An 18,190-nucleotide genomic window follows, 5' to 3' on the forward strand; every position below is an offset into this window, starting at 1 on the left:
TTCGATATTACGCTGTGTGGAGTGGAATTTAATGGCGGAAAAGCACTGTCGTGGTCGCGGGTGGAGCGCATCCTCTCCGGTCGCGAATCTGCCGTACCCGTGCCGGTTAATCACCTTCATGGGCCAGCCGATTCTGCTCAGCGCGGCCATTCCGCCGTCCCTTTTGCGGAGTTGCACGCGGTAAGTTCGTATAGTTTTCTTGACGGTGCTGCTGAGCCGGAAGAGCTGGTTGGCCGGGCTATGGAGCTGGGGCTCGAGGGGCTGGCCATTGTGGACCGCGATGGCTTTTATGGGCTGATGAAATTCGCTGAAGCTGCTGCTAAAGCGAATCTCCCGGCCGTATATGGCGCGGAACTATCGCTCGCGGAAGCGCCGGTGACCGTGCTGGCGCGCACCCCGGAAGGCTATCGCCGGTTGTCGCGCCTTATTGCGCGCGCCCGGATGGAGGCTGGGGAGAAGGATCGGGTGGATTATCCGCCACTAGATGAGGTGGCGCGCGAGCTGGAAGGGGAGTGCTTCTTCCTGGTGGGGTCGGAAGCGTTAGCAGAAATCGATAACCTGCTCGAAAGAATAAAAATAGACAGCATAGTTCTCGAATATTCGTGCAGCATGTCCCCTGAAGACGCGGATCGGCACCGTTTCCTCGATAAATACAATAACTTGCGGGCCATCGCAACCGCACGGCCTGCGGCGGCGACCCGTGATCAGGCTCGGCTCGCCGCCGCCAAACGAGCCCTAGCCCGGCGCGAATCCCTCGCGGCCGCTGCGCCGCACGCCCACCCCATGGGCGCCGGCTGGCTACGATCCGGTGAGCAGATGGCACAACTTTTACCTGACCGGCCGGAGCTTATCGCCGAGACCGTGGCACTGGCCCGCGAATGTTCCTTTACCTGGGACGCGCTTGCCCCGAACCTGCCGCACTTTCCCGTTCCGGAGGGGCACACCGAGATGAGCTGGCTAGAACGCGAGGTCTGGCGCCGTGCCAAGGAGCGTTATGCCTCGCGCCCGGCCGAGATTAGGCAGGCGGCCAGGAAGCAGATTAGGCATGAGTTGGGCGTCATCAAGCAGCTGGGCTTTCCCGGCTACTTCCTGATTGTGTGCGACCTGGTGGATTTTTGCCGGCGCGAGAATATTTTGTGCCAGGGCCGCGGCTCGGCCGCTAACTCTGCGGTGTGCTTCGCGCTGGGCATTACCAACGCCGAGCCTATCTCCGCGCAGCTGCTTTTTGAGCGCTTCCTTTCCCCGGACCGCGATGGCCCGCCCGATATTGATATTGATATTGAGTCCGGCCGCCGCGAGGAGGTAATCCAGTATGTCTATCGCACCCACGGCCGGGAACGCGCAGCACAGGTGGCCAATGTCATTACCTATCGCCGCAAGGGCGCGACCCGCGATGCCGCCCGCGCGCTGGGGTATCCGCAGGGCTCGGCCGATGCGTGGTCGAAGGGTACCTCCGAGCCGCCTGCCGATGTTTCCTCACTGGCTGAGCAATTCCTCGGCCAGCCCCGCCACCTAGGAATCCACTCCGGCGGCATGGTGCTGTGTGACCGCCCCATCGCGGACGTCGTGCCGATGGAATGGGCCCGCATGGAAAACCGCTCCGTGCTGCAATGGGATAAGGACGATTGTGCGGCCGCCGGCCTAGTGAAATTCGACCTGCTCGGCCTTGGCATGTTGGAGGCGCTGCACCACATGATTGACGCCGTGCGCGCTACCACCGGCCGCGAGGTGCACTTGTGGGAGCTCGACCTCGCCGAGCCGGAAGTCTATGACATGCTCTGCCGCGCCGATGCGGTGGGTGTCTTCCAGGTGGAATCTCGCGCGCAACTAGCCACGTTGCCGCGCCTGAAGCCGCGCCGCTTTTTTGATCTCGTGGTGGAGGTCGCACTCATCCGCCCCGGCCCCATCCAAGGCGGATCCGTGCATCCCTACCTGCGCCGCCGCGATGGCTTGGAGGAGGTCACCTATGACCATCCCGTGTTGGAGAAATCCCTGGGCAAAACCCTGGGCATCCCGCTTTTCCAAGAACAGCTGATGCAGATTGCCGTAGACGCGGCAGGTTTTTCCGGCGCCGAGGCCGATGACCTACGCCGCGCCATGGGGTCGAAACGTTCCCCGGAAAAGATGGACGCGCTGCGCAGCCGCTTCTATGCTGGTCTGCGCGAGACCAATGGCATCGAGGGCGAGGTAGCCGATAAGCTCTGGACCAAAATCGTGGCCTTTGCCGCCTATGGCTTCCCCGAATCGCACTCGCAGTCCTTTGCCTCGCTGGTGTATTTCTCTGCGTGGTTTAAATACCACTACCCGGCGGAATTCTGCGTGGGCCTGCTGCGCGCGCAGCCGATGGGCTTTTATTCCCCGCAGTCGCTCATCCAAGATGCCCGGCGCCACGGTGTGCGGGTGCTGCCGGTGAGTATCAATGATTCTGGTGCGCAGGCCCGGGCGACAAGGTCGGGCGAGATTCGGTTGGGCCTGAACCTCATCAAGGGGCTGGGGGAGTCCGCCGCCGAGCGCGTGGAGGCGGCCGCGCCTTTTACTAGCGTGTCCGATCTTTCGCGCCGGGCGGATCTCAGCGTGGAGCAGGTGGAAGCGCTGGCCACGGCTGGGGCATTGGAGTGTCTGGGGTTGGATCGTCGGCAAGCGCTGTGGCAGGCCGGCGTTGCCGCCACCGAGCGCGAAGGCATGCTGCCTGGCACTTCCGCGCTGGCTGCACCGCACCTGCCCGGTATGTCCGCCTTCGAGCTTATGGCTACCGACGTCGCTTCCACCGGCGTGACCCATAACCAGCAGCCCATGGAGCTGGTGCGTGCCTCGCTTGCCGACGTCCTGCCTGCTTCCCAACTTCCCCATGTTCCCGATGGCACCCGCGTGCGCATCGCCGGCATTATTACCCACCGCCAGCGCCCGCGTACTGCGTCTGGCTTGACCTTTTTGGGCGTGGAGGATGAAACCGGCCTGATGAACGTGATGGTTTCGCCCGGATTGTGGTCGCGGCATAGGGTCCTGGCCCGCACCGCCCGCGCAATGATCATCCGCGGCATCGTGCAAAACGCCACCGGGGCGGTCAGCGTGGTCGCGGACAAGCTCGAGCCGCTGGACTTTGGCGAATTCCTCTCCCGCGGCTCCCGCGATTTCCGCTAGTTGCCTCCGCTGCGCAGCTCGTCTGCGTTGAGTTTATTGGCCAATTCTTTGGCTACCGCAAAAGGGATCCACAGCAGTTGGGTGTAGATGAGCTTGGCAAAGAAGATGGCGATACTAGCCCCCGAGGTCGCCTCCTCCACTGCAACCTGCTCCGCCCCGAGAAAGCGCAGGCCGAATGCGGTGGTGACGGCGACGAGGAAGAGCACTATAGAAATAACCACTGCGGTCTTAAGCCCTGTGTCGCGGGCGTCGGTATGCAGGCGCAGTTCGTACTCATCCATCTCCGTGGTGGGTTCATCGAGGCGACGGATGGACTGCCGGAGCGACGTGGTGTAGATGGTGGCCGCGATACCGGCAATCGGCCATAGCAAGTTAGACAAGCTGAGCGTGAAGAAGTGCAGGGCCGCAGCCACGATAGCCAGGCCGAGGAAAATATCGCCGGCCAGGACAAGGCGCTTGCGGCGAGAAACGGAGGCGGGAATCGTGTTAGCCATTAGGAATTCTTCCTGTAGATTTCAGTGGACATGGGGGAAAATTCCTGGCGGGAAAAAATAGCCTCCACGGGGAGGTCAAAGACCTCACAGACGCGGAAGGCTAAGTCCAGGCTGGGCGAGTGGTCGCCGCGCTCAAGCGCGCCGACGGTCTGAGGGTTGACGTCGATGGCCTCGGCCAACTGTGCGCGCGACATGTCCCGCTCGGCGCGCAGCACACGAACCCGGTTATAAATGGGTGCGGAGGGCTTCTTCTTTGGGGACATAAGTCAAAGTATTGCATAAACCTAACACCCTGGCAAGGGTTGCTACTCGACGCCGAAGATATCCCCTGGCTGGCAGTCCAGCGCCGCGCATAATGCTGCCAGAGTGCTAAAGCGTACGGCCTTGGCCCGATTATTCTTCAGAACGGAGAGATTAACTGGAGTGATGCCGCGCTGGATGGCCCACCAATCGATGCCGAGCTGACGAGGGTACCAATGGTTTTCCGTTAAGGAAACGGTAAGTTGCCCAAGGGCTTCTCCTGATTGTTACTGTCAATAACTATGAGCGAAGAAATGAATCCCGTCTCGCCGCGGCTGGTGACCTCGCGCTATATCCACCATTTGAGCTGGATGTTTCTGCTCGCCGCGGCCGCCGCTGCAGCGGGGTTTTGGTGGACCCCGTGGTTCTACTGGGCGGCCGGTATCTTCGTCGGTCTTTTCTTCTGGCTGCTCTGGCTCATTCCCGCTCAAGTGCGCAATATGGGTTGGCTCGAAACCGACGACGAGCTGCTTATCACCCGCGGCAAGCTCTGGTACACCTTCACCGTCGTGCCCTACGGCCGCATCCAATTCGTCGACGTCACCTCCGGGCCCATCGATCGCGCCCTCGGGCTGAAAAAGCTGCAGCTCCACACGGCTTCGGCCAGCACGGATGCCACCATCAAAGGCCTAGAAGCCCCGCTTGCCGACGCCCTCCGCACCCGCCTTGCCCACCAAGCCCGCGAACGGATGAGCAGCCTATGAGCCCCCAGCCGAGCTTCCGTCGCGTCCACCGCCTTACCCCACTGTTGCGTCTGTGGTCGGTCATCCTGGCCCTCATCGCGGGCTTCGCCCTCAACGCCAACATGGAGGCCCTGCGCGATATCTTTGCCTTTATTACCGGCGAACACCGCGGCGAGGCCTTGCGTGATACCGCCCTTGCCCTCGCCGGTTTCATCGCGGTCTGCGCGGTGGTGTGGCTCGCCTCCGGCCTATGGTGGCGCCGCATGGGTTATCAGCTCGGCGCGGAAGAGCTTTCCCTGCGCCGCGGCCTCTTATCTGTCCAATTGCGCACCGCGCGCTATGACCGCACCCAGGCCGTTGACGTCGTGGAACCCGTCATCGCCCGCCTCTTTCGTCTTGCGGCCGTGCGGGTGGAAACCGCAGGCGGCCAATCATCTGTCATCGAAATCGCCTACCTCAAAAAGTCTGACGCCGAGGCCCTCCGTGATGACATCCTCGCCCGCGTTCACGGCGCTCCCACCTCCCAAACCGAGGCGCCGGCCGAGGAATCGGCTGAAGAAACGGCCGAGGAACCAGCTCTCGTGCCCGAGATCCCCATCGCCCGCTCCCTTATTGCTGCCGCGTTGCGCACGTCCACGCTTTTCCTCGTCGGCTTCCTTATCCTCGTTGTGGTTACGCGGCTGCCGCTCTCGACCGCGCTGCCCATCCTCGTCGGCGCGCTGCCCAATGCCTGGAACGTGCTCGATTCTTCCTGGCGTTATACCGCCCGCACCGACGGCGAGGTCCTCAACATCACCTACGGCCTGGCCGATCGCCGCCGCCAAAGCATTCGCCTCGACCGCATCCACGCCGTACAGATAACCCAGCCGTTCCTCTGGCGGCCGCTGGGCTGGTACGAGGTACGGGTCTCGGTGGCGGGGTATGGGGCGTCGGCAAGCGGAAAGGCTTCTGGTTCCACCCGCATCCTGCCGGTGGGCACCCTCGCCCAAGCCCGGCAATTCCTGCCGGCCGACGCCGCGCCCACCTACGCCTCGCCGGCCCGTGCCAAGTGGGTTTCCCCGCTGGACTACCGTCAACAAACCGTGGCGCTTACCGACGGCTACGTCATAGTGCGCAACGGCCGGCTCAATCGCCGCGTCAAGGCCATCCACACCTCCCATATCCAGGAGCTGACCTACCGCCGCGGGCCGATTTCCCAGGCGCTCGGCCTAGCCACCGTCGGCCTCGACCTAGTCCAGGGCCCCGTGCGCATGGACGCGCGCAACCTCACGCTTGCCGACGCCGCCACACTCCTTACCCAGCTGCGCTCCCGCCAACTGCCGGGACTTAAACCGCCCCGTTAAAGCCCAGCTGGCGCCAAGCCTCGAATACGGCCGTCGACGCCGAATTCGACAGGTTCATCGAGCGCCTGGCAGGCACCATCGGAATGCGCACGCGGTCCGTTATGCGCGGATGGTTAATATGCTCCTCCGGCAGGCCGGTCGGCTCCGTGCCAAAGAGTAGGACATCGCCTTCTTGGTATTCGATATCCGTAAACCACTTATCCGTATGCGTGGTAAACGCGAAGACGCGCGCGCCCGGCAGCGCATCCATGCAGGCCTGGAAGTCCTTGTGAATCTGCACATCGGCCAAATCGTGATAATCCAGACCGGCGCGCTTTAAGTGCTTATCGTCGAAATTGAAACCCAGTGGCTCAATCAGGTGCAGGCTCGCACCCGTCACCGCGGCCGTGCGAATCGCGTTGCCCGTATTAGTAGGGATGACTGGGTTATCAAAGACAATGTGCAGCTGGCTCATGCCTTCAGTCTAGGATGGTGGCTATGAGCGCTACCAAACTAGATGGCACACTGTACCGCGACGAGATTTTTTCCGACCTTGCCCAGCGCGTGTCCGCGCTGAAGGAGAAGGGGATTACCCCTGGCCTGGCGACCGTCCTCGTAGGTGAGGATCCGGGCTCCCAATCCTATGTGAAGATGAAACATCGTGACTGTGAAAAGCTTGGCATCAACTCCATCCGCAAGGACCTGCCGGCCGATATCACCCAGGAAGAACTAGAAGCCGTCATCGATGAGCTCAACGCCGATGATGCCTGCACCGGCTACATCGTCCAGTTGCCGCTGCCTAAGCACCTGGATGAAAACGCCATCCTCGAGCGCATTGACCCCGCCAAGGATGCCGATGGCCTGCACCCAGTCAACCTGGGCAAGCTCGTGCTCAACGAGGAGGCGCCCTTGCCGTGCACCCCGAACGGCTGCCTGCATCTGCTGCGCCGCTTCGGCGTCGAGCTCAACGGCGCCAAGACCGTGGTCATCGGCCGTGGTGTTACCGTAGGCCGCCCCATCGGCCTGATGCTTACCCGCCGCAGCGAGAACTCCACCGTCACGCTGTGCCACACCGGCACCAAGGACTTGGCCGCTGAGACCCGCGAGGCCGATATCGTCATTGCCGCCGCCGGCCAGCCCCACATGCTCACCGCGGACATGATTAAGGAAGGCGCCGCGCTTCTCGACGTCGGAGTCTCCCGCGTCGACGGCAAGCTCACCGGCGACATTCACCCAGATTGCTGGGATAAGGCCGGGTTCGTCTCTCCGAACCCAGGTGGCGTCGGCCCGCTGACCCGTGCCTTCCTGGTACGCAATATCGTCGAACGCGCGGAAAAGTTGGCGTGAATCTAGATAATCCGCACGACGCCGAGCTCGCGCCCTCCCCACTGCCGCCTACCGCGCAGTGGGCAGCAATTGGCATCTTCGTGGCCGGCGTGGTTATCTCCGGCGGCTATGCTGTCTTCGAATACTGGCGCCGGGCCACGTTCCTCCTCGGCCTGGCCTTGCTGTGGCTCACCGTGGTCCGACTGACGTGTGATTCCAGCCGCGTCGGCGTGCTGGCCGTACGCTCGCGCCGCTTTGACGCCTGCTTCACCGGCTTAGTCGGCGCCGTGATGGCCTTTCTGGCCTTTTCTGTGGACTCGCTCGGTAGCTAGTTATCCACAGGTTTTTCGTAGAGCCTTCACCTATTTCGGCCTGAAAGGATGTGGTTCGGCCGGTTATCCACAGGTAACCGCCCGCCTCCGCGCGCTGGGTTGCGCGGCCGGTTTAGGCTCGGGGCCATGATTTCGAACTACCTGGCTGCCGTGAACTCCCCGATGGTGCTCATCGGGGAGTGCGTTGGGCTGTCGGTAGAAGAGCTCGTCGATAAGGGCTTTAGTGATCGCGAGGCCGCCGAGTTTGCCCGCCTGGCCGATACTTACTTCGGCCGCACCTCCTTTGGCGCTAAACAGCGCGCCGCCCGCCGCACTTCGCTGCCGCTCGACGCGCTGAAAATTATCGAGCACTTCGCGCAGAAGATGAAAACCCAGCGGGCGGCTTGGGCACTGCGCGAGGCACTTTGCGCCCTGCGCCTTTCCACCAGCGAGATTGAAAAGTGCGCCCGCCGCATGGTGCGCGAGGAGCGCACCACCAAGCGCTCCGAAGGCGTGCGCTTAACCCGCCGCCGCGATGACCTGTGGACCCTGACAATTACCGCCGAGTCCGAGTTGGTTGCAGAAATTAATAACCACGTCTCCACCGTCGCCGATGCCCGTCGCGTCTTCGCCGAAGGCGCCTCTACCTCCACAATCACCACCAATGTGGTGCTTAACCTGAATGAGATGGTGAAGGTCACCCACGGCGAGGACGTCACCTTGCAGCTGACCAATGGCGCGCAGATATCTGGTGCGGATCTTGTCCGCCGCGCGCTTGCCGACGTCGGCTTTATCACCCTCATCCACCCCGTCACCGGTCCCGTAAACCTCTATCAATCGCGACGCTTGGCTACTTGGAAGCAACGCCAAATGGCGATGGCAGAAAACCCGGTGTGCCCGTGGCCCGACTGCCACACGCCGGCGGATGAATGCCAGGTCCACCATCTCACCCCGTGGCTGCTCGGCGGCGATACGAATCCCGAAAACCTCACCATCGCGTGCAAGTATCACAATGCTGTGAACGACGATGACCCGAATGCGCCGCCGCGTCGCGGCCGGCTCGAGCGCCGTCCTAGAGAAGGCATCGTGTGGCGCCCGCCTTGGGCGAAGCCACCCGACGATCGCTGAGCCGCTTCGTCCCTTCGCCGCCCCAGCGCAGCGCATAGTGCGCGCTGCGCGGCTTTGGCGATCCTTGCTGCCGCGAGTTTTTTAAATCGAGTACTCGGTGGGATCGCCTGCCGCTGCATCAATGCGTGGGTCCGGCTGGGAAAGTCTAAGGAAGTTGCGCAGTATGCGATCCATTTGGCGTGACTCGGTAAGGAAGGCGTCGTGGCCTACCGGGGAGACCACCTTGGCCATAGCCAATAGATTTCCCAGATTGCGCGAGATATGTTCTTGCTGGTGATACGGGTACAAGATGTCCGTGTCTACTCCTACGACCATTGTAGGTACCTTGGATGATCCCAGCGCGCGGTTGAGCCCACCGCGGTCACGGCCGATATCGTGGCGGTTGAGCGCCTCGGTGAGAGTGACATAGGAGCCGGCATCGAAGCGGTCGGCCAGCTTGATTCCTTGGTAATCCAGGTAGGAGTTAACGGCAAAGCGATTATCGCGGCGGCGGTAAGGCCCGAGCGGGTTCTCGCCGGTCTGTGCCTGAACGCCGAAGCGCTCGTCAATTTCTTGTTCGCCGCGGTAGGTCAGGTGCGCAATGCGGCGCGCGGCCGCCAGCCCCTCGCGCGGACGCTGGGCGGATGCGTAATAGTCCCCGCCGTGCCAGAAGGAATCTTGCTCGATGGCCGCGATCTGCGCCGACTGGATGCCAATCTGCCAGGCGGAGGCGCGGGCCGATACGGCGATGACGCAGGCCGCGTCGAGGAAATCGGGGTGCATCAGTGTCCACTCCAGCGTGCGCGCGCCACCCATTGAGCCGCCGATGACGGCATGCACGTGGGTGATGCCAAGTTCATGCAAAGCGGCACGCTCGGCCGCAACGAGGTCGCGCACGGAAAGCGCGGGAAAACGCGAACCCCAAGCACGGCCATCGTCTGGGTGCGGAGAAGCCGGGCCGGTAGAGCCTGCGCAGCCGCCCAGTGCATTGGTAGCGATAATGCACCACTTCGTCGTATCCAGCGCCTTGCCGGGGCCTACTAGGTCGGCCCACCACTCGGCCACATTCGAGTCCCCGGTTAGCGCGTGTTCGACCAGGATGACGTTATTGGCGCCATGGGGATCGCCGAGAAGGTGGCCGAAGCGGTGGTAGGCAATGTGGGCGTCGGCAAGCGTGGCGCCGGCTTCGGTGTGAAAATCGCCGATGCTAACTAGCTTCATGCCAGCGCGTTAAAGCCCAGCTCGAGGTCCGCGATGATGTCATCGATGTGCTCGATGCCCACGGACAGGCGGATAGTGGATTGAGTAATGCCGGCCGCTGCCAGCGCAGGTTCATCGGATTGCGAGTGCGTGGTGGTTGCCGGATGTACGGCCAGGGAGCGGGTATCGCCGATATTGGCGAGGTTGGAGTGGAGCTTGAGGGCGTCGATAAACGCCCAGGCTTCTTCGCGGCCGCCGTCGATGTCGAAGGAGAGCACGGAGCCGGTATAGGCATAGCCGAGCTTTTCCTTGGTGGCCTTATACGGCGAGGAGTCGAGGCCGGCGTAGTTGACCTTGGTGACCTTGGCGTGGCCTTCCAGGTACTCGGCGACGGCTTGGGCGTTGGCATTGTGCTTTTCGACGCGCAGTCCCACCGTCTCAATTCCATTCAGCGTCAGCCAGGCGTTGAAGGGGGAGATGGCGGCGCCGGTATCGCGCAGCAGGCCAGCGCGGGCCTTGAGCGCGAAGGCCGAAGCGCCGAGGTCGGCGTATTTGAGTCCGTGGTAGGCCTCATCCGGGGTGACGAAATAGGGGAATACGGGCTCGCCGTTGCGGGTGACGGTCCAGTCGAAGGAGCCGCCGTCGATAATCGCGCCGCCGACGGCCGAGCCATTGCCGGTATAGAACTTGGTAGTGGAGACCACGACGATATCTGCGCCGAGGTCCAGCGGCCGGGCGAGGGCGGCGGTGGCGATGGTGTTATCCACGATGAGCGGGACCTGGTTATTGTGGGCAACCTCGGCGATGGCCGGGATATCAAGGACATCAGCCACGGGGTTGCCGAAGGTCTCGCCATAGAATGCCTTGGTATTTGGTTGTACGGCATCTTGCCAGGAGGCCGGGTCGTCCGGGTCCTCGACGAGGGTGACGTCGATGCCTAGGCGCTTGAGCGTGACGGTAAAGAGGGTAGAGGTGCCGCCGTAGAGACGCGGGGAAGTCACGATGTGGTCGCCGGCCGAGGCGAGGTTCAAAATGGCCGCGGTTTCGGCGGCCTGGCCGGAAGCGAAGGCAACGGCCGCGACGCCGCCCTCGAGGGAAGCGAGGCGTTCTTCCAGCGCGTCCTGGGTGGGGTTGGTCAGGCGGGTGTAGATGGGGCCGGCGTCGGAAAGATTAAAGCGGTTGGCCGCGTGCTCGGCGTCGTTAAAAACGTAAGAGGTGGTCTGGTAAATCGGCACATTGCGGGCGTTGTGGTGCCCGTCGAGGTTTTGGCCTGCGTGTACAGAGCGGGTAGCGAAGGACCAGTTGGAATTGGAGTTATCGTATTTCGTCGTCATGCTTGGCAAGACTAGACCAAGCGGTATATATAGCGAACGATTTTGTAGAAACGCGCTGGCAGCCGTGAGAATAAAAATAGACCAAGCGGTCGGTGTGGCGCTTGGTCTGGTGGGGTGTCTTTCTTAGTGGCGGCGGTCGTGCTCCTCGAGCTGATTAGCAATGCGGCTAGTATTCGCGCGGGTGTCATTGCTATTGCGCACGAGCTTGACCACGAGGGCGATAATTCCAGCGAGGATAAGGACGAAAACGAGGATGAGAAGGAGCTCAATCGGACCTAAAGACATCTATTACCTTTCGTTTATAAACGTGGGCTTTACGGTATCACCCCTGTAAAGCCGCCGCGACTGCAGAAAGGCTTTCGCGTAGCTCGGTATCGCTGAGGTGGCCGAAGCCGAGTACGACGCCGTCTTCAGCTTCGGCCCCGCCCCAATAATCGCGCAGCGGGGTGAGTTTGATGCCGCGGGCGGCGGCGCGGGGGACAACGGCCGGGTCGCACAGTAGGACCGCGTGGAGTCCACCGTGGATGGGAAGGAGCTGGGTGCCATCGATGGAGCCAAGCGCTTCGGCCACTAGGTTGCGGCGGCGTTTATAGGTGCGGCGCATGCGGCCGGTGTGGCGTCGTAAAGCGCCGCTGGCAAGGTAGTGGGCGAGCGCGGCCTGGGGGATGGAGCCGACGGGTTGGCCGAAGATATCGCGCACACGGTCCACGGCCGGGCGCAAGCGTGGCGGGAGGACGAGGTAACCGCATGCAATCGAGGGGGAAATGACGGAGGAAAAAGTCCCGAGTAGCACGGTGTGTTCTGGGGCGAGCGCGGCCAGGGCGGGAAGTGGCTGGCCGACGTAGCGCAGCTCGGAGTCGAAGTCGTCCTCGATGAGGAGGGCGTCATGTGCGCGGGCCCATTCGACGAGCTCTGCGCGCCGGGCTGCAGGCAGGGAGCCGCCGTAGGGATATTGATGGCTGGGGGTGACGATGAGGGCGTCGAGGTCGGCGGTGGGAACAGTGACGCCGTCGCGGCCGGTGGGGATTTCCAGCAGCGTGTGGCCGAGGGCCTGGGGGACTCGGCGCAGGCTGGGGTAGCCGGGTGATTCCACGCCCACGCGCAGCGGGCGGCCGAGGGCGCGCAGGAGTACCGAAAGGCCATCGCGGGCACCGGCCGTGATGAGGATGCGGGTTGGGTCGACGTTAAGCCCGCGCATGTGGCGCAGGTGCGCGGCGACCTCGCTGGGAAGGTCGCCGGAGGGGTCGACGGCCGCAGCGCGCCACGCGGCCCTCCATTCAGGGGTGAGGATTCCCGCGGTGTCGGGCAGTCCGGGCGTCAGTGACACCAGCTCGGGCTCGGCGGCCGGTGTGGGGGCCGGCTCCGGGCGCGGGGCCCGGGCGTGGGGGAGCAGCGGGTTGATGACGGTGCCGGAGCCAACCTCGGCCGTAAGGTATCCCTCGGCCGTGAGTTGCTCGTAGGCGGTGACTACGCTGCCTCGGGAAACGCCGAGCTGGGTGGCTAAGGTACGGGTGGAGGCAACGCGCTCGCCGGGCAGGAGGACGCCGGCGGCAACCTGGGTGCGCAGGGCCGCGGCGATTTGCACGGGCAGCGGCCGCGTATCAGAGGGATCGAGGCGGAGAGGCACTCCTTCATCATAAGTGGTCTAATCCAACACGCTGAAAATGGCTCTTGTCTTGTACCAATTGTGTGGGCCACTATGTGACCTATGACTGAACAGGTAAATGAACAAGGACGCGCCACTACGCGCGTGAAGCGAGGACTAGCCGATATGTTGAAAGGCGGCGTCATTATGGACGTCGTCACGCCGGAGCAGGCGCGCATTGCGGAGGACGCGGGTGCGTCGGCAGTTATGGCGTTGGAGCGTGTGCCGGCCGATATTCGTGCGCAGGGCGGGGTGGCCCGCATGTCGGATCCAGAGCTAATTGAGGGCATCGTCGAAGCGGTGGACATCCCGGTCATGGCCAAGGCCCGCATCGGCCACTTTGTGGAGGCTCAGATCCTCGGCGAGCTGGGCGTGGACTTCATCGATGAGTCCGAGGTGCTCAGCCCGGCCGATTATGTCAACCACATCAATAAGTGGGACTTCGACGTGCCATTCGTGTGTGGCGCGACCAACCTGGGTGAGGCGCTGCGCCGCATCACCGAGGGTGCGGCCATGATTCGTTCCAAGGGCGAGGCCGGCACGGGCGATGTCTCGGAGGCCGTGAAGCACCTGCGCACGATTAAGGCCGAGATTGCCCGCCTGCGCCACCTGGATCGCGATGAGCTCTACGTCGCGGCCAAGGAGCTGCAGGCACCGTACGACCTGGTCGCAGAGGTTGCGGAGACCGGCAAGCTCCCGGTTGTGCTTTTTGTCGCCGGTGGCGTGGCCACGCCTGCCGACGCCGCCCTTGTCCGCCAGATGGGCGCCGAAGGCGTCTTCGTCGGCTCCGGCATCTTCAAGTCCGGCGAGCCCGCCAAGCGTGCGGAGGCCATCGTCAAGGCGGCGACCCTCTACGACCAGCCGGCCGAACTAGCCAAGCTTTCCCGCGGCCTGGGCGAGGCCATGGTGGGCATCAATGTCAACGACGTGCCCGCGCCGCACCGCCTGGCTGAGCGCGGATGGTAGCCACCGTTGGGGTGCTGGCGCTGCAGGGCGGCGTCGAGGAGCACCTGCGCATTCTTGATGAGCTCGGTGTTGCTACTCGCCGGGTGCGGGTGCCGCGGGACCTGGACGGGCTCGACGGGCTGGTGATTCCGGGCGGCGAGTCGAGTGTCATCGACAAGCTGGCGCGCAGCTTCGATCTGGCCAAGCCGCTGCGCGACGCCGCAGCTGCAGGCCTGCCCGTGCTCGCGACCTGCGCTGGGCTCATCTACTGTGCCCGCGAGCTCGATAACCCCGCGCCGGGCCAGCAGACCTTGGGCCTGCTGGATGTGACGGTGCGGCGCAATGCCTTTGGCAACCAGCGTTTTTCCGCCGAGCGGACAGTGGACGTGGTCGTTGCTAAAGACCAGTCGCTGCCGATTGAGGCGAGCTTTATCCGCGCACCGCTGGTCACCCGCGTAGGCGAGGGCGTCGAGGTCATCGCGACGGCGCCGGGTGAAAACGGTGATGCGGTGGTTGGCGTGCGCCAAGGCCGCGTGACGGCGCTGAGCTTTCACCCAGAAGAAAATGGCGACGCTCGCGTGCACGCCGCCTGGCTCGATAACTTCTAAATCTGCGCGCATACCAAAGCCGCCCCGCAGCGAATTGATGAACGCTGCGGGGCGGCTTTTGCCTGGGAAGAATTACTTCTTCAGTCCGTCAATGATCTCGTTGAACCTAGCAACTGGGCGCATGACGGCAGAGGTCTTCTCGTCATTTGGCCAGTAGTAGCCGCCGAGGTCGGCGGGGTTGCCCTGGGCGTCGACAAGCGCCTGGGCGATCTCGTCTGCCTGGGAGGACAGCTGGGAAGCCACGTCCTTGAAGGCTGCGGCGAGATCTGCATCATCGGTCTGGTTAGCCAGCTCTTCGGCCCAGAAGGTGGCCAGGAAGAAGTGGGAACCGCGGTTGTCGATTTCGCCTACCTTGCGGGACGGGGACTTGCCCTCATTGAGTAGGCGCTCGGTGGCCTTGTCCAAGGTAGCGGCTAGGACGCCGGCTTTCTCGTTGCCGTTGGTCTGCTTTTCGTGGCGGAAGGACTCGGCCAGGGCCAGGAACTCGCCGAGGGAATCCCAGCGCAGGTGGTTTTCTTCTTCTACCTGCTGGACGTGCTTCGGGGCGGAGCCGCCGGCACCGGTCTCGAAGAGGCCGCCACCTGCCATGAGTGGAACCACAGATAGCATCTTGGCGGAGGTGCCCAGCTCGAGGATGGGGAAGAGGTCCGTGTTGTAGTCACGCAGCACGTTGCCGGTAACGGAGATGGTGTCCTCGCCGCGGCGGATGCGCTCGATGGAGGTCTTGGTAGCGGTTACCGGGTCCTCGATGGAGATGTCTAGGCCCTCGGTGTCGTGGTCCTTAAGGTACTTCTCCACTAGGGACTTGATGTTGCGGTCGTGGCCGCGCTCTGGGTCGAGCCAGAAGATGGTCTTCATGCCGGACAGGCGAGCGCGGTTGACGGCGAGCTTGACCCAGTCCTGGATCGGGGCATCCTTGGTCTGGCAGGCGCGCCAGATATCGCCTTCCTCCACGTCGTGGGAGATGAGGACCTCGCCCTGGGAGTTGCGAACCTCAACAGTGCCCGCGGCCGGGATCTTGAAGGTCTTATTGTGGGAGCCGTACTCCTCGGCCTTCTGCGCCATCAGGCCAACGTTCGGCACGGTACCCATGGTGGTCGGGTCGAAGGCACCATTTTCCTTGCAGTCCTCGATAACAGCCTGGTACACGCCAGCGTAGGAGGAATCCGGAATGACGGCGAGGGTGTCCTGCTCCTCGTCGTTCTTATTCCACATGTGGCCGGAGGTACGGATCATGGCGGGCATGGAGGCGTCAATAATGACGTCGGAAGGCACGTGCAGGTTGGTGATGCCCTTGTGGGAGTTGACCATGGCAAGGTCGGGGCCGTCGGAAAGCGCGGCATCGAAAGCGGCCTTGATTTCTTCGCCATTGTCCAGGTTCTTCAGGCCCTCGTAGATAGCGCCCAAGCCGTTCTCGCCGTTGAGGCCGGCAGCCAGCAGCTCCTCGCCATACTTGTCATATACATCAGCAAAGAAAGCGCGGACGACGTGGCCGAAGAGGATGGGGTCAGAGACCTTCATCATGGTGGCCTTCAGATGGGTGGAAAAGAGCACGCCCTCTTCCTTGGCGCGCTTGACCTGTGCGATGAGGAACTCATCCAGAGCCTTGGCGGACATGAAGGTGCCGTCGATGACCTCGCCCTTGAGAACCGGCAACTCCGGCAGCAGGGTCTGCTCGCCGTCGGCGGTCTTAAGGACGATGGACAAGGTGTCCTCGTTTTCCAGGATGACGGACTTTTCATTGTGGCGGAAGTCGTTGTCCGCCATGGTGGCAACGTTGGTCTTGGAGTCCTTGGACCACTCACCCATGCGGTGCGGGTGCTTCTTGACAAAGTTCTTCACGGCCTCCGGTGCGCGGCGGTCGGAGTTGCCCTCACGCAGCACCGGGTTAACAGCGGAGCCCTTGACGGAATCGTAGCGGGTAGCGATGTCCTTTTCTTCCTCGGTGGAAGGGTTATCCGGGTAATCAGGCAGGTCGTAGCCGGCAGCCTGCAGCTCCGCGATGGCCTTCTTCAGCTGCACCAGGGAAGCGGAAATATTCGGCAGCTTGATGATATTTGCTTCCGGAGTCTTGGCCATCTTGCCCAGCTCTGCCAAGGCGTCTTCGACCTTCTGCTCTTCGGTCAGGCGCTCTGGGAACTGCGCGGCGATGCGGGCGGCCAGCGAAATATCTCGGGTTTCTACGTCAATGCCCGCAGTAGAAGCGAAGGCCTCCACGATGGGCTTGAGGGAGTAGGTCGCCAGCAGCGGCGCCTCATCGGTACGGGTCCACGTAATCTTTGCCATGATTCTCCTAATTAACGTTGGAAAATTGCTCAAGTGCCCAGAGTACCGATTTTGTGGGCGGCATGTGGGCCAGTTTGCTGATAGTGATCCCCCATTTGCGCCCCTTGAAAAGGGTTGCGTGGTTAGCATCACCCACTGGCTGGCGGGGTGGAGATATTCACGGCCGCCCGCTGCGGGCATGCTGCAGATAAACGCGGGGTGTACCCTCACTCTCCATGAAAATCATCGACGAGCTAAGCCCGCGCAGCGCCCATGAACCCCGCATTCGGCGTCGTCCGTTGCCTTTACAAACGGAGATTACCGCTGGTCGCCGCGCTATTGTCATGGTGGCGATGGCGCTTGGTGCCTTTGCCATTGGCACTACGGAGTTCGTGTCGATGGGCCTGCTGCCGCTTATCGCGGATGATTTTGGCATTTCGGAAGAAAACGCCTCGACTCTCATCACCATTTACGCGATGGGCGTGGTGGTCGGTGCCCCGCTGATTGCGGCCTTTACCGGCAAGCTCCCACGCCGTCGCTTGATCCTGCTGCTCATTGGATTCCTCGTGGTGGGAAACCTGCTATCGGTGGTGGCACCGAATTACGCCATCCTCATGGTGGCGCGCTTCATTGCGGGTATGCCGCACGGTGCTTATTTCTCCGTGGCGAACCTTTCGGCCGCATCCATGGCGCCTCCAGGCGGCCGCGGCAAGGCCATGGCCTACGTAGGCATGGGTCTGGCCATCGCCACGGTCATTGGGGTGCCGGCCGCGCAGGCGCTTGGCTCCGCGTTAGGCTGGCAGGCGGCCTACCTTGTGGTTGTGGCGCTGGGCATTATCACCGCCATTGCGTTGTTTTTCCTGATGCCGCACATGACGGAGATGAAACAGACCGATATCCGCACGGAGTTTGGGGCGTTTAAAAATAGCCAGGTGTGGTTCACCGTCATCATGGGCGTGGTGGGCTTTGGCGGCATGTTCTCCGTCTATACCTATATTTCTTGGACCATGACCGAGGTTGCCGGCATGGATCAGAGCCTCATCTGGGTCGTGCTCATGGCCTATGGCATCGGCATGACCATCGGCAATGCCTTCGGCGGCTGGCTGGCGGACCGCAACCTGGAGTTTGGCATCATTTTTGCCTTGGCCTGCCTGATCGTTATTTTGACGGCCTTTTATTTCCTCTCCGGACACGCCATCCCGGCCACGATTTGCTTTGGCTGCGTAGCGTTTATGGGCTCCACCTTGGTGCCTTCGCTGCAGCTGCGCTTGGTGCATGTGGCTGGCGACGCCCAGACTTTGGCCGCCGCACTCAACCAGTCCGCGTTGAACATTGCGAATGCAGCGGGTGCGACCATTGGTGGCGCCGTGGTGGGTGCCGGCTGGGGCTACTCCGCTCCGGCACTGGCGGGTGCCGGCCTGGCGGCTGCGGGTTGCCTGGTGTGGGCTGCGACGATGTGGGATAAAAAGCGCCTTGCTCGCCATTCATAAACGGACCGATATGCTGGTT

General features: G+C 62.7%; 18 protein-coding genes. 9 read left to right on the forward strand and 9 right to left on the reverse strand.

Annotated elements, in window-relative coordinates; translation table 11 throughout:
- Positions 1-21: 21 nt before the first annotated feature.
- Entirely contained in the window at positions 22-3,141 is a 3,120-nt protein-coding gene (locus WMP96_RS03975) for an error-prone DNA polymerase (protein WP_340432188.1), read from the forward strand.
- Here WMP96_RS03975 and WMP96_RS03980 read toward each other — a convergent pair.
- Genes WMP96_RS03980 through WMP96_RS03990 form a run of 3 tightly spaced genes read right to left on the reverse strand, consistent with a single transcriptional unit; the run spans position 3,138 to position 4,090 of the window.
- Positions 3,138-3,635 (reverse strand): hypothetical protein, encoded by a 498-nt coding sequence (locus WMP96_RS03980; RefSeq protein ID WP_301716541.1) that lies wholly within the window; start codon positions 3,633-3,635, stop codon positions 3,138-3,140. The genes WMP96_RS03975 and WMP96_RS03980 overlap by 4 nt on opposite strands.
- A complete protein-coding gene (locus WMP96_RS03985) occupies positions 3,635-3,898 on the reverse strand; it encodes a helix-turn-helix transcriptional regulator (RefSeq protein WP_023020645.1) in 264 nt (87 codons plus the stop codon). Before WMP96_RS03985 ends, WMP96_RS03980 begins: the two co-directional genes overlap by 1 nt.
- A 42-nt stretch (positions 3,899-3,940) precedes the next feature.
- Positions 3,941-4,090, reverse strand: a complete 150-nt coding sequence (locus tag WMP96_RS03990) for a helix-turn-helix domain-containing protein (RefSeq protein WP_080972300.1) — start codon at positions 4,088-4,090, stop codon at positions 3,941-3,943.
- Positions 4,091-4,177: 87 nt separating this feature from the next.
- Between WMP96_RS03990 and WMP96_RS03995 the strand changes: the two genes are divergently transcribed.
- On the forward strand, positions 4,178-4,639 hold the full coding sequence (locus tag WMP96_RS03995; protein ID WP_340432189.1) for a PH domain-containing protein: 462 nt from the start codon (positions 4,178-4,180) through the stop codon (positions 4,637-4,639).
- A complete protein-coding gene (locus tag WMP96_RS04000; protein WP_301716543.1) occupies positions 4,636-5,961 on the forward strand; it encodes a PH domain-containing protein in 1,326 nt (441 codons plus the stop codon). The genes WMP96_RS03995 and WMP96_RS04000 overlap by 4 nt, the downstream gene beginning before the upstream one ends.
- Here the strand turns inward: WMP96_RS04000 and WMP96_RS04005 are convergent.
- Positions 5,945-6,415 carry a tRNA (cytidine(34)-2'-O)-methyltransferase gene (locus tag WMP96_RS04005; RefSeq protein WP_299136842.1) on the reverse strand — a complete coding sequence of 157 codons (471 nt, stop codon included), beginning with the start codon at positions 6,413-6,415 and terminating at the stop codon, positions 5,945-5,947. The genes WMP96_RS04000 and WMP96_RS04005 overlap by 17 nt on opposite strands.
- A gap of 23 nt (positions 6,416-6,438) precedes the next feature.
- Here WMP96_RS04005 and WMP96_RS04010 point away from each other — a divergent pair, with 23 nt between their 5' ends.
- From WMP96_RS04010 to WMP96_RS04020, 3 genes are all read left to right on the forward strand, one after another.
- A complete protein-coding gene (locus WMP96_RS04010) occupies positions 6,439-7,287 on the forward strand; it encodes a bifunctional methylenetetrahydrofolate dehydrogenase/methenyltetrahydrofolate cyclohydrolase (protein WP_023020649.1) in 849 nt (282 codons plus the stop codon).
- Positions 7,284-7,598 (forward strand): DUF3017 domain-containing protein, encoded by a 315-nt coding sequence (locus tag WMP96_RS04015; protein WP_301716544.1) that lies wholly within the window; start codon positions 7,284-7,286, stop codon positions 7,596-7,598. The genes WMP96_RS04010 and WMP96_RS04015 overlap by 4 nt, the downstream gene beginning before the upstream one ends.
- 126 nt (positions 7,599-7,724) lie before the next feature.
- Entirely contained in the window at positions 7,725-8,705 is a 981-nt protein-coding gene (locus tag WMP96_RS04020; protein WP_340432190.1) for an HNH endonuclease signature motif containing protein, read from the forward strand.
- Between the two features lie 81 nt (positions 8,706-8,786).
- Here WMP96_RS04020 and metX read toward each other — a convergent pair whose 3' ends face one another.
- The 4 genes from metX to pdxR form a co-directional block, all read right to left on the reverse strand.
- Positions 8,787-9,905 carry a homoserine O-acetyltransferase MetX gene (metX, locus tag WMP96_RS04025; RefSeq protein ID WP_049383606.1) on the reverse strand — a complete coding sequence of 373 codons (1,119 nt, stop codon included), beginning with the start codon at positions 9,903-9,905 and terminating at the stop codon, positions 8,787-8,789.
- Positions 9,902-11,218, reverse strand: coding sequence for an O-acetylhomoserine/O-acetylserine sulfhydrylase (locus WMP96_RS04030; RefSeq protein WP_248099795.1), 1,317 nt, complete (start codon positions 11,216-11,218; stop codon positions 9,902-9,904). The genes metX and WMP96_RS04030 overlap by 4 nt, the downstream gene beginning before the upstream one ends.
- 123 nt (positions 11,219-11,341) lie before the next feature.
- A complete protein-coding gene (locus WMP96_RS04035; RefSeq protein WP_167371285.1) occupies positions 11,342-11,503 on the reverse strand; it encodes a hypothetical protein in 162 nt (53 codons plus the stop codon).
- 37 nt (positions 11,504-11,540) lie between these two features.
- On the reverse strand, positions 11,541-12,845 hold the full coding sequence (gene pdxR, locus WMP96_RS04040; protein ID WP_340432191.1) for a MocR-like pyridoxine biosynthesis transcription factor PdxR: 1,305 nt from the start codon (positions 12,843-12,845) through the stop codon (positions 11,541-11,543).
- Positions 12,846-12,926: 81 nt separating this feature from the next.
- Between pdxR and pdxS the strand changes: the two genes are divergently transcribed.
- Both pdxS and pdxT read left to right on the forward strand, forming a co-directional pair.
- Positions 12,927-13,829 (forward strand): pyridoxal 5'-phosphate synthase lyase subunit PdxS, encoded by a 903-nt coding sequence (gene pdxS / locus WMP96_RS04045; protein WP_023020656.1) that lies wholly within the window; start codon positions 12,927-12,929, stop codon positions 13,827-13,829.
- Positions 13,823-14,416: a pyridoxal 5'-phosphate synthase glutaminase subunit PdxT gene (pdxT, locus tag WMP96_RS04050; protein WP_340432192.1), complete on the forward strand. Its 594-nt coding sequence runs from the start codon at positions 13,823-13,825 to the stop codon at positions 14,414-14,416. The genes pdxS and pdxT overlap by 7 nt, the downstream gene beginning before the upstream one ends.
- A gap of 72 nt (positions 14,417-14,488) precedes the next feature.
- Here the strand turns inward: pdxT and WMP96_RS04055 are convergent, their stop codons facing one another.
- Entirely contained in the window at positions 14,489-16,702 is a 2,214-nt protein-coding gene (locus WMP96_RS04055; RefSeq protein WP_340432193.1) for an NADP-dependent isocitrate dehydrogenase, read from the reverse strand.
- 215 nt (positions 16,703-16,917) lie between these two features.
- On the opposite strand from WMP96_RS04055, the gene WMP96_RS04060 reads away from it, so the two are divergent.
- Complete coding sequence (locus tag WMP96_RS04060; protein ID WP_200288216.1) at positions 16,918-18,171, forward strand: MFS transporter; 1,254 nt, start codon at positions 16,918-16,920, stop codon at positions 18,169-18,171.
- Positions 18,172-18,190 lie beyond the last annotated feature (19 nt).

The sequence above is a fragment of the Corynebacterium sp. KPL4035 genome, from assembly GCF_037908325.1.
Taxonomy (GTDB): domain Bacteria; phylum Actinomycetota; class Actinomycetes; order Mycobacteriales; family Mycobacteriaceae; genus Corynebacterium; species Corynebacterium kefirresidentii.

Coding starts and splice junctions, on each gene's coding strand:
- WMP96_RS04055 (WP_340432193.1), bottom strand. CDS start 16,702: ATGGCAAAGATTACGTGGACCCGTACCGATGAGGCGCCGCTGCTGGCG.
- pdxT (WP_340432192.1), top strand. CDS start 13,823: ATGGTAGCCACCGTTGGGGTGCTGGCGCTGCAGGGCGGCGTCGAGGAG.
- pdxS (WP_023020656.1), top strand. CDS start 12,927: ATGACTGAACAGGTAAATGAACAAGGACGCGCCACTACGCGCGTGAAG.
- WMP96_RS04060 (WP_200288216.1), top strand. CDS start 16,918: ATGAAAATCATCGACGAGCTAAGCCCGCGCAGCGCCCATGAACCCCGC.
- WMP96_RS04010 (WP_023020649.1), top strand. CDS start 6,439: ATGAGCGCTACCAAACTAGATGGCACACTGTACCGCGACGAGATTTTT.
- WMP96_RS04000 (WP_301716543.1), top strand. CDS start 4,636: ATGAGCCCCCAGCCGAGCTTCCGTCGCGTCCACCGCCTTACCCCACTG.
- WMP96_RS03980 (WP_301716541.1), bottom strand. CDS start 3,635: ATGGCTAACACGATTCCCGCCTCCGTTTCTCGCCGCAAGCGCCTTGTC.
- metX (WP_049383606.1), bottom strand. CDS start 9,905: ATGAAGCTAGTTAGCATCGGCGATTTTCACACCGAAGCCGGCGCCACG.
- WMP96_RS03995 (WP_340432189.1), top strand. CDS start 4,178: ATGAGCGAAGAAATGAATCCCGTCTCGCCGCGGCTGGTGACCTCGCGC.
- WMP96_RS04035 (WP_167371285.1), bottom strand. CDS start 11,503: ATGTCTTTAGGTCCGATTGAGCTCCTTCTCATCCTCGTTTTCGTCCTT.
- WMP96_RS04030 (WP_248099795.1), bottom strand. CDS start 11,218: ATGACGACGAAATACGATAACTCCAATTCCAACTGGTCCTTCGCTACC.
- WMP96_RS04005 (WP_299136842.1), bottom strand. CDS start 6,415: ATGAGCCAGCTGCACATTGTCTTTGATAACCCAGTCATCCCTACTAAT.
- WMP96_RS04020 (WP_340432190.1), top strand. CDS start 7,725: ATGATTTCGAACTACCTGGCTGCCGTGAACTCCCCGATGGTGCTCATC.
- WMP96_RS03985 (WP_023020645.1), bottom strand. CDS start 3,898: ATGTCCCCAAAGAAGAAGCCCTCCGCACCCATTTATAACCGGGTTCGT.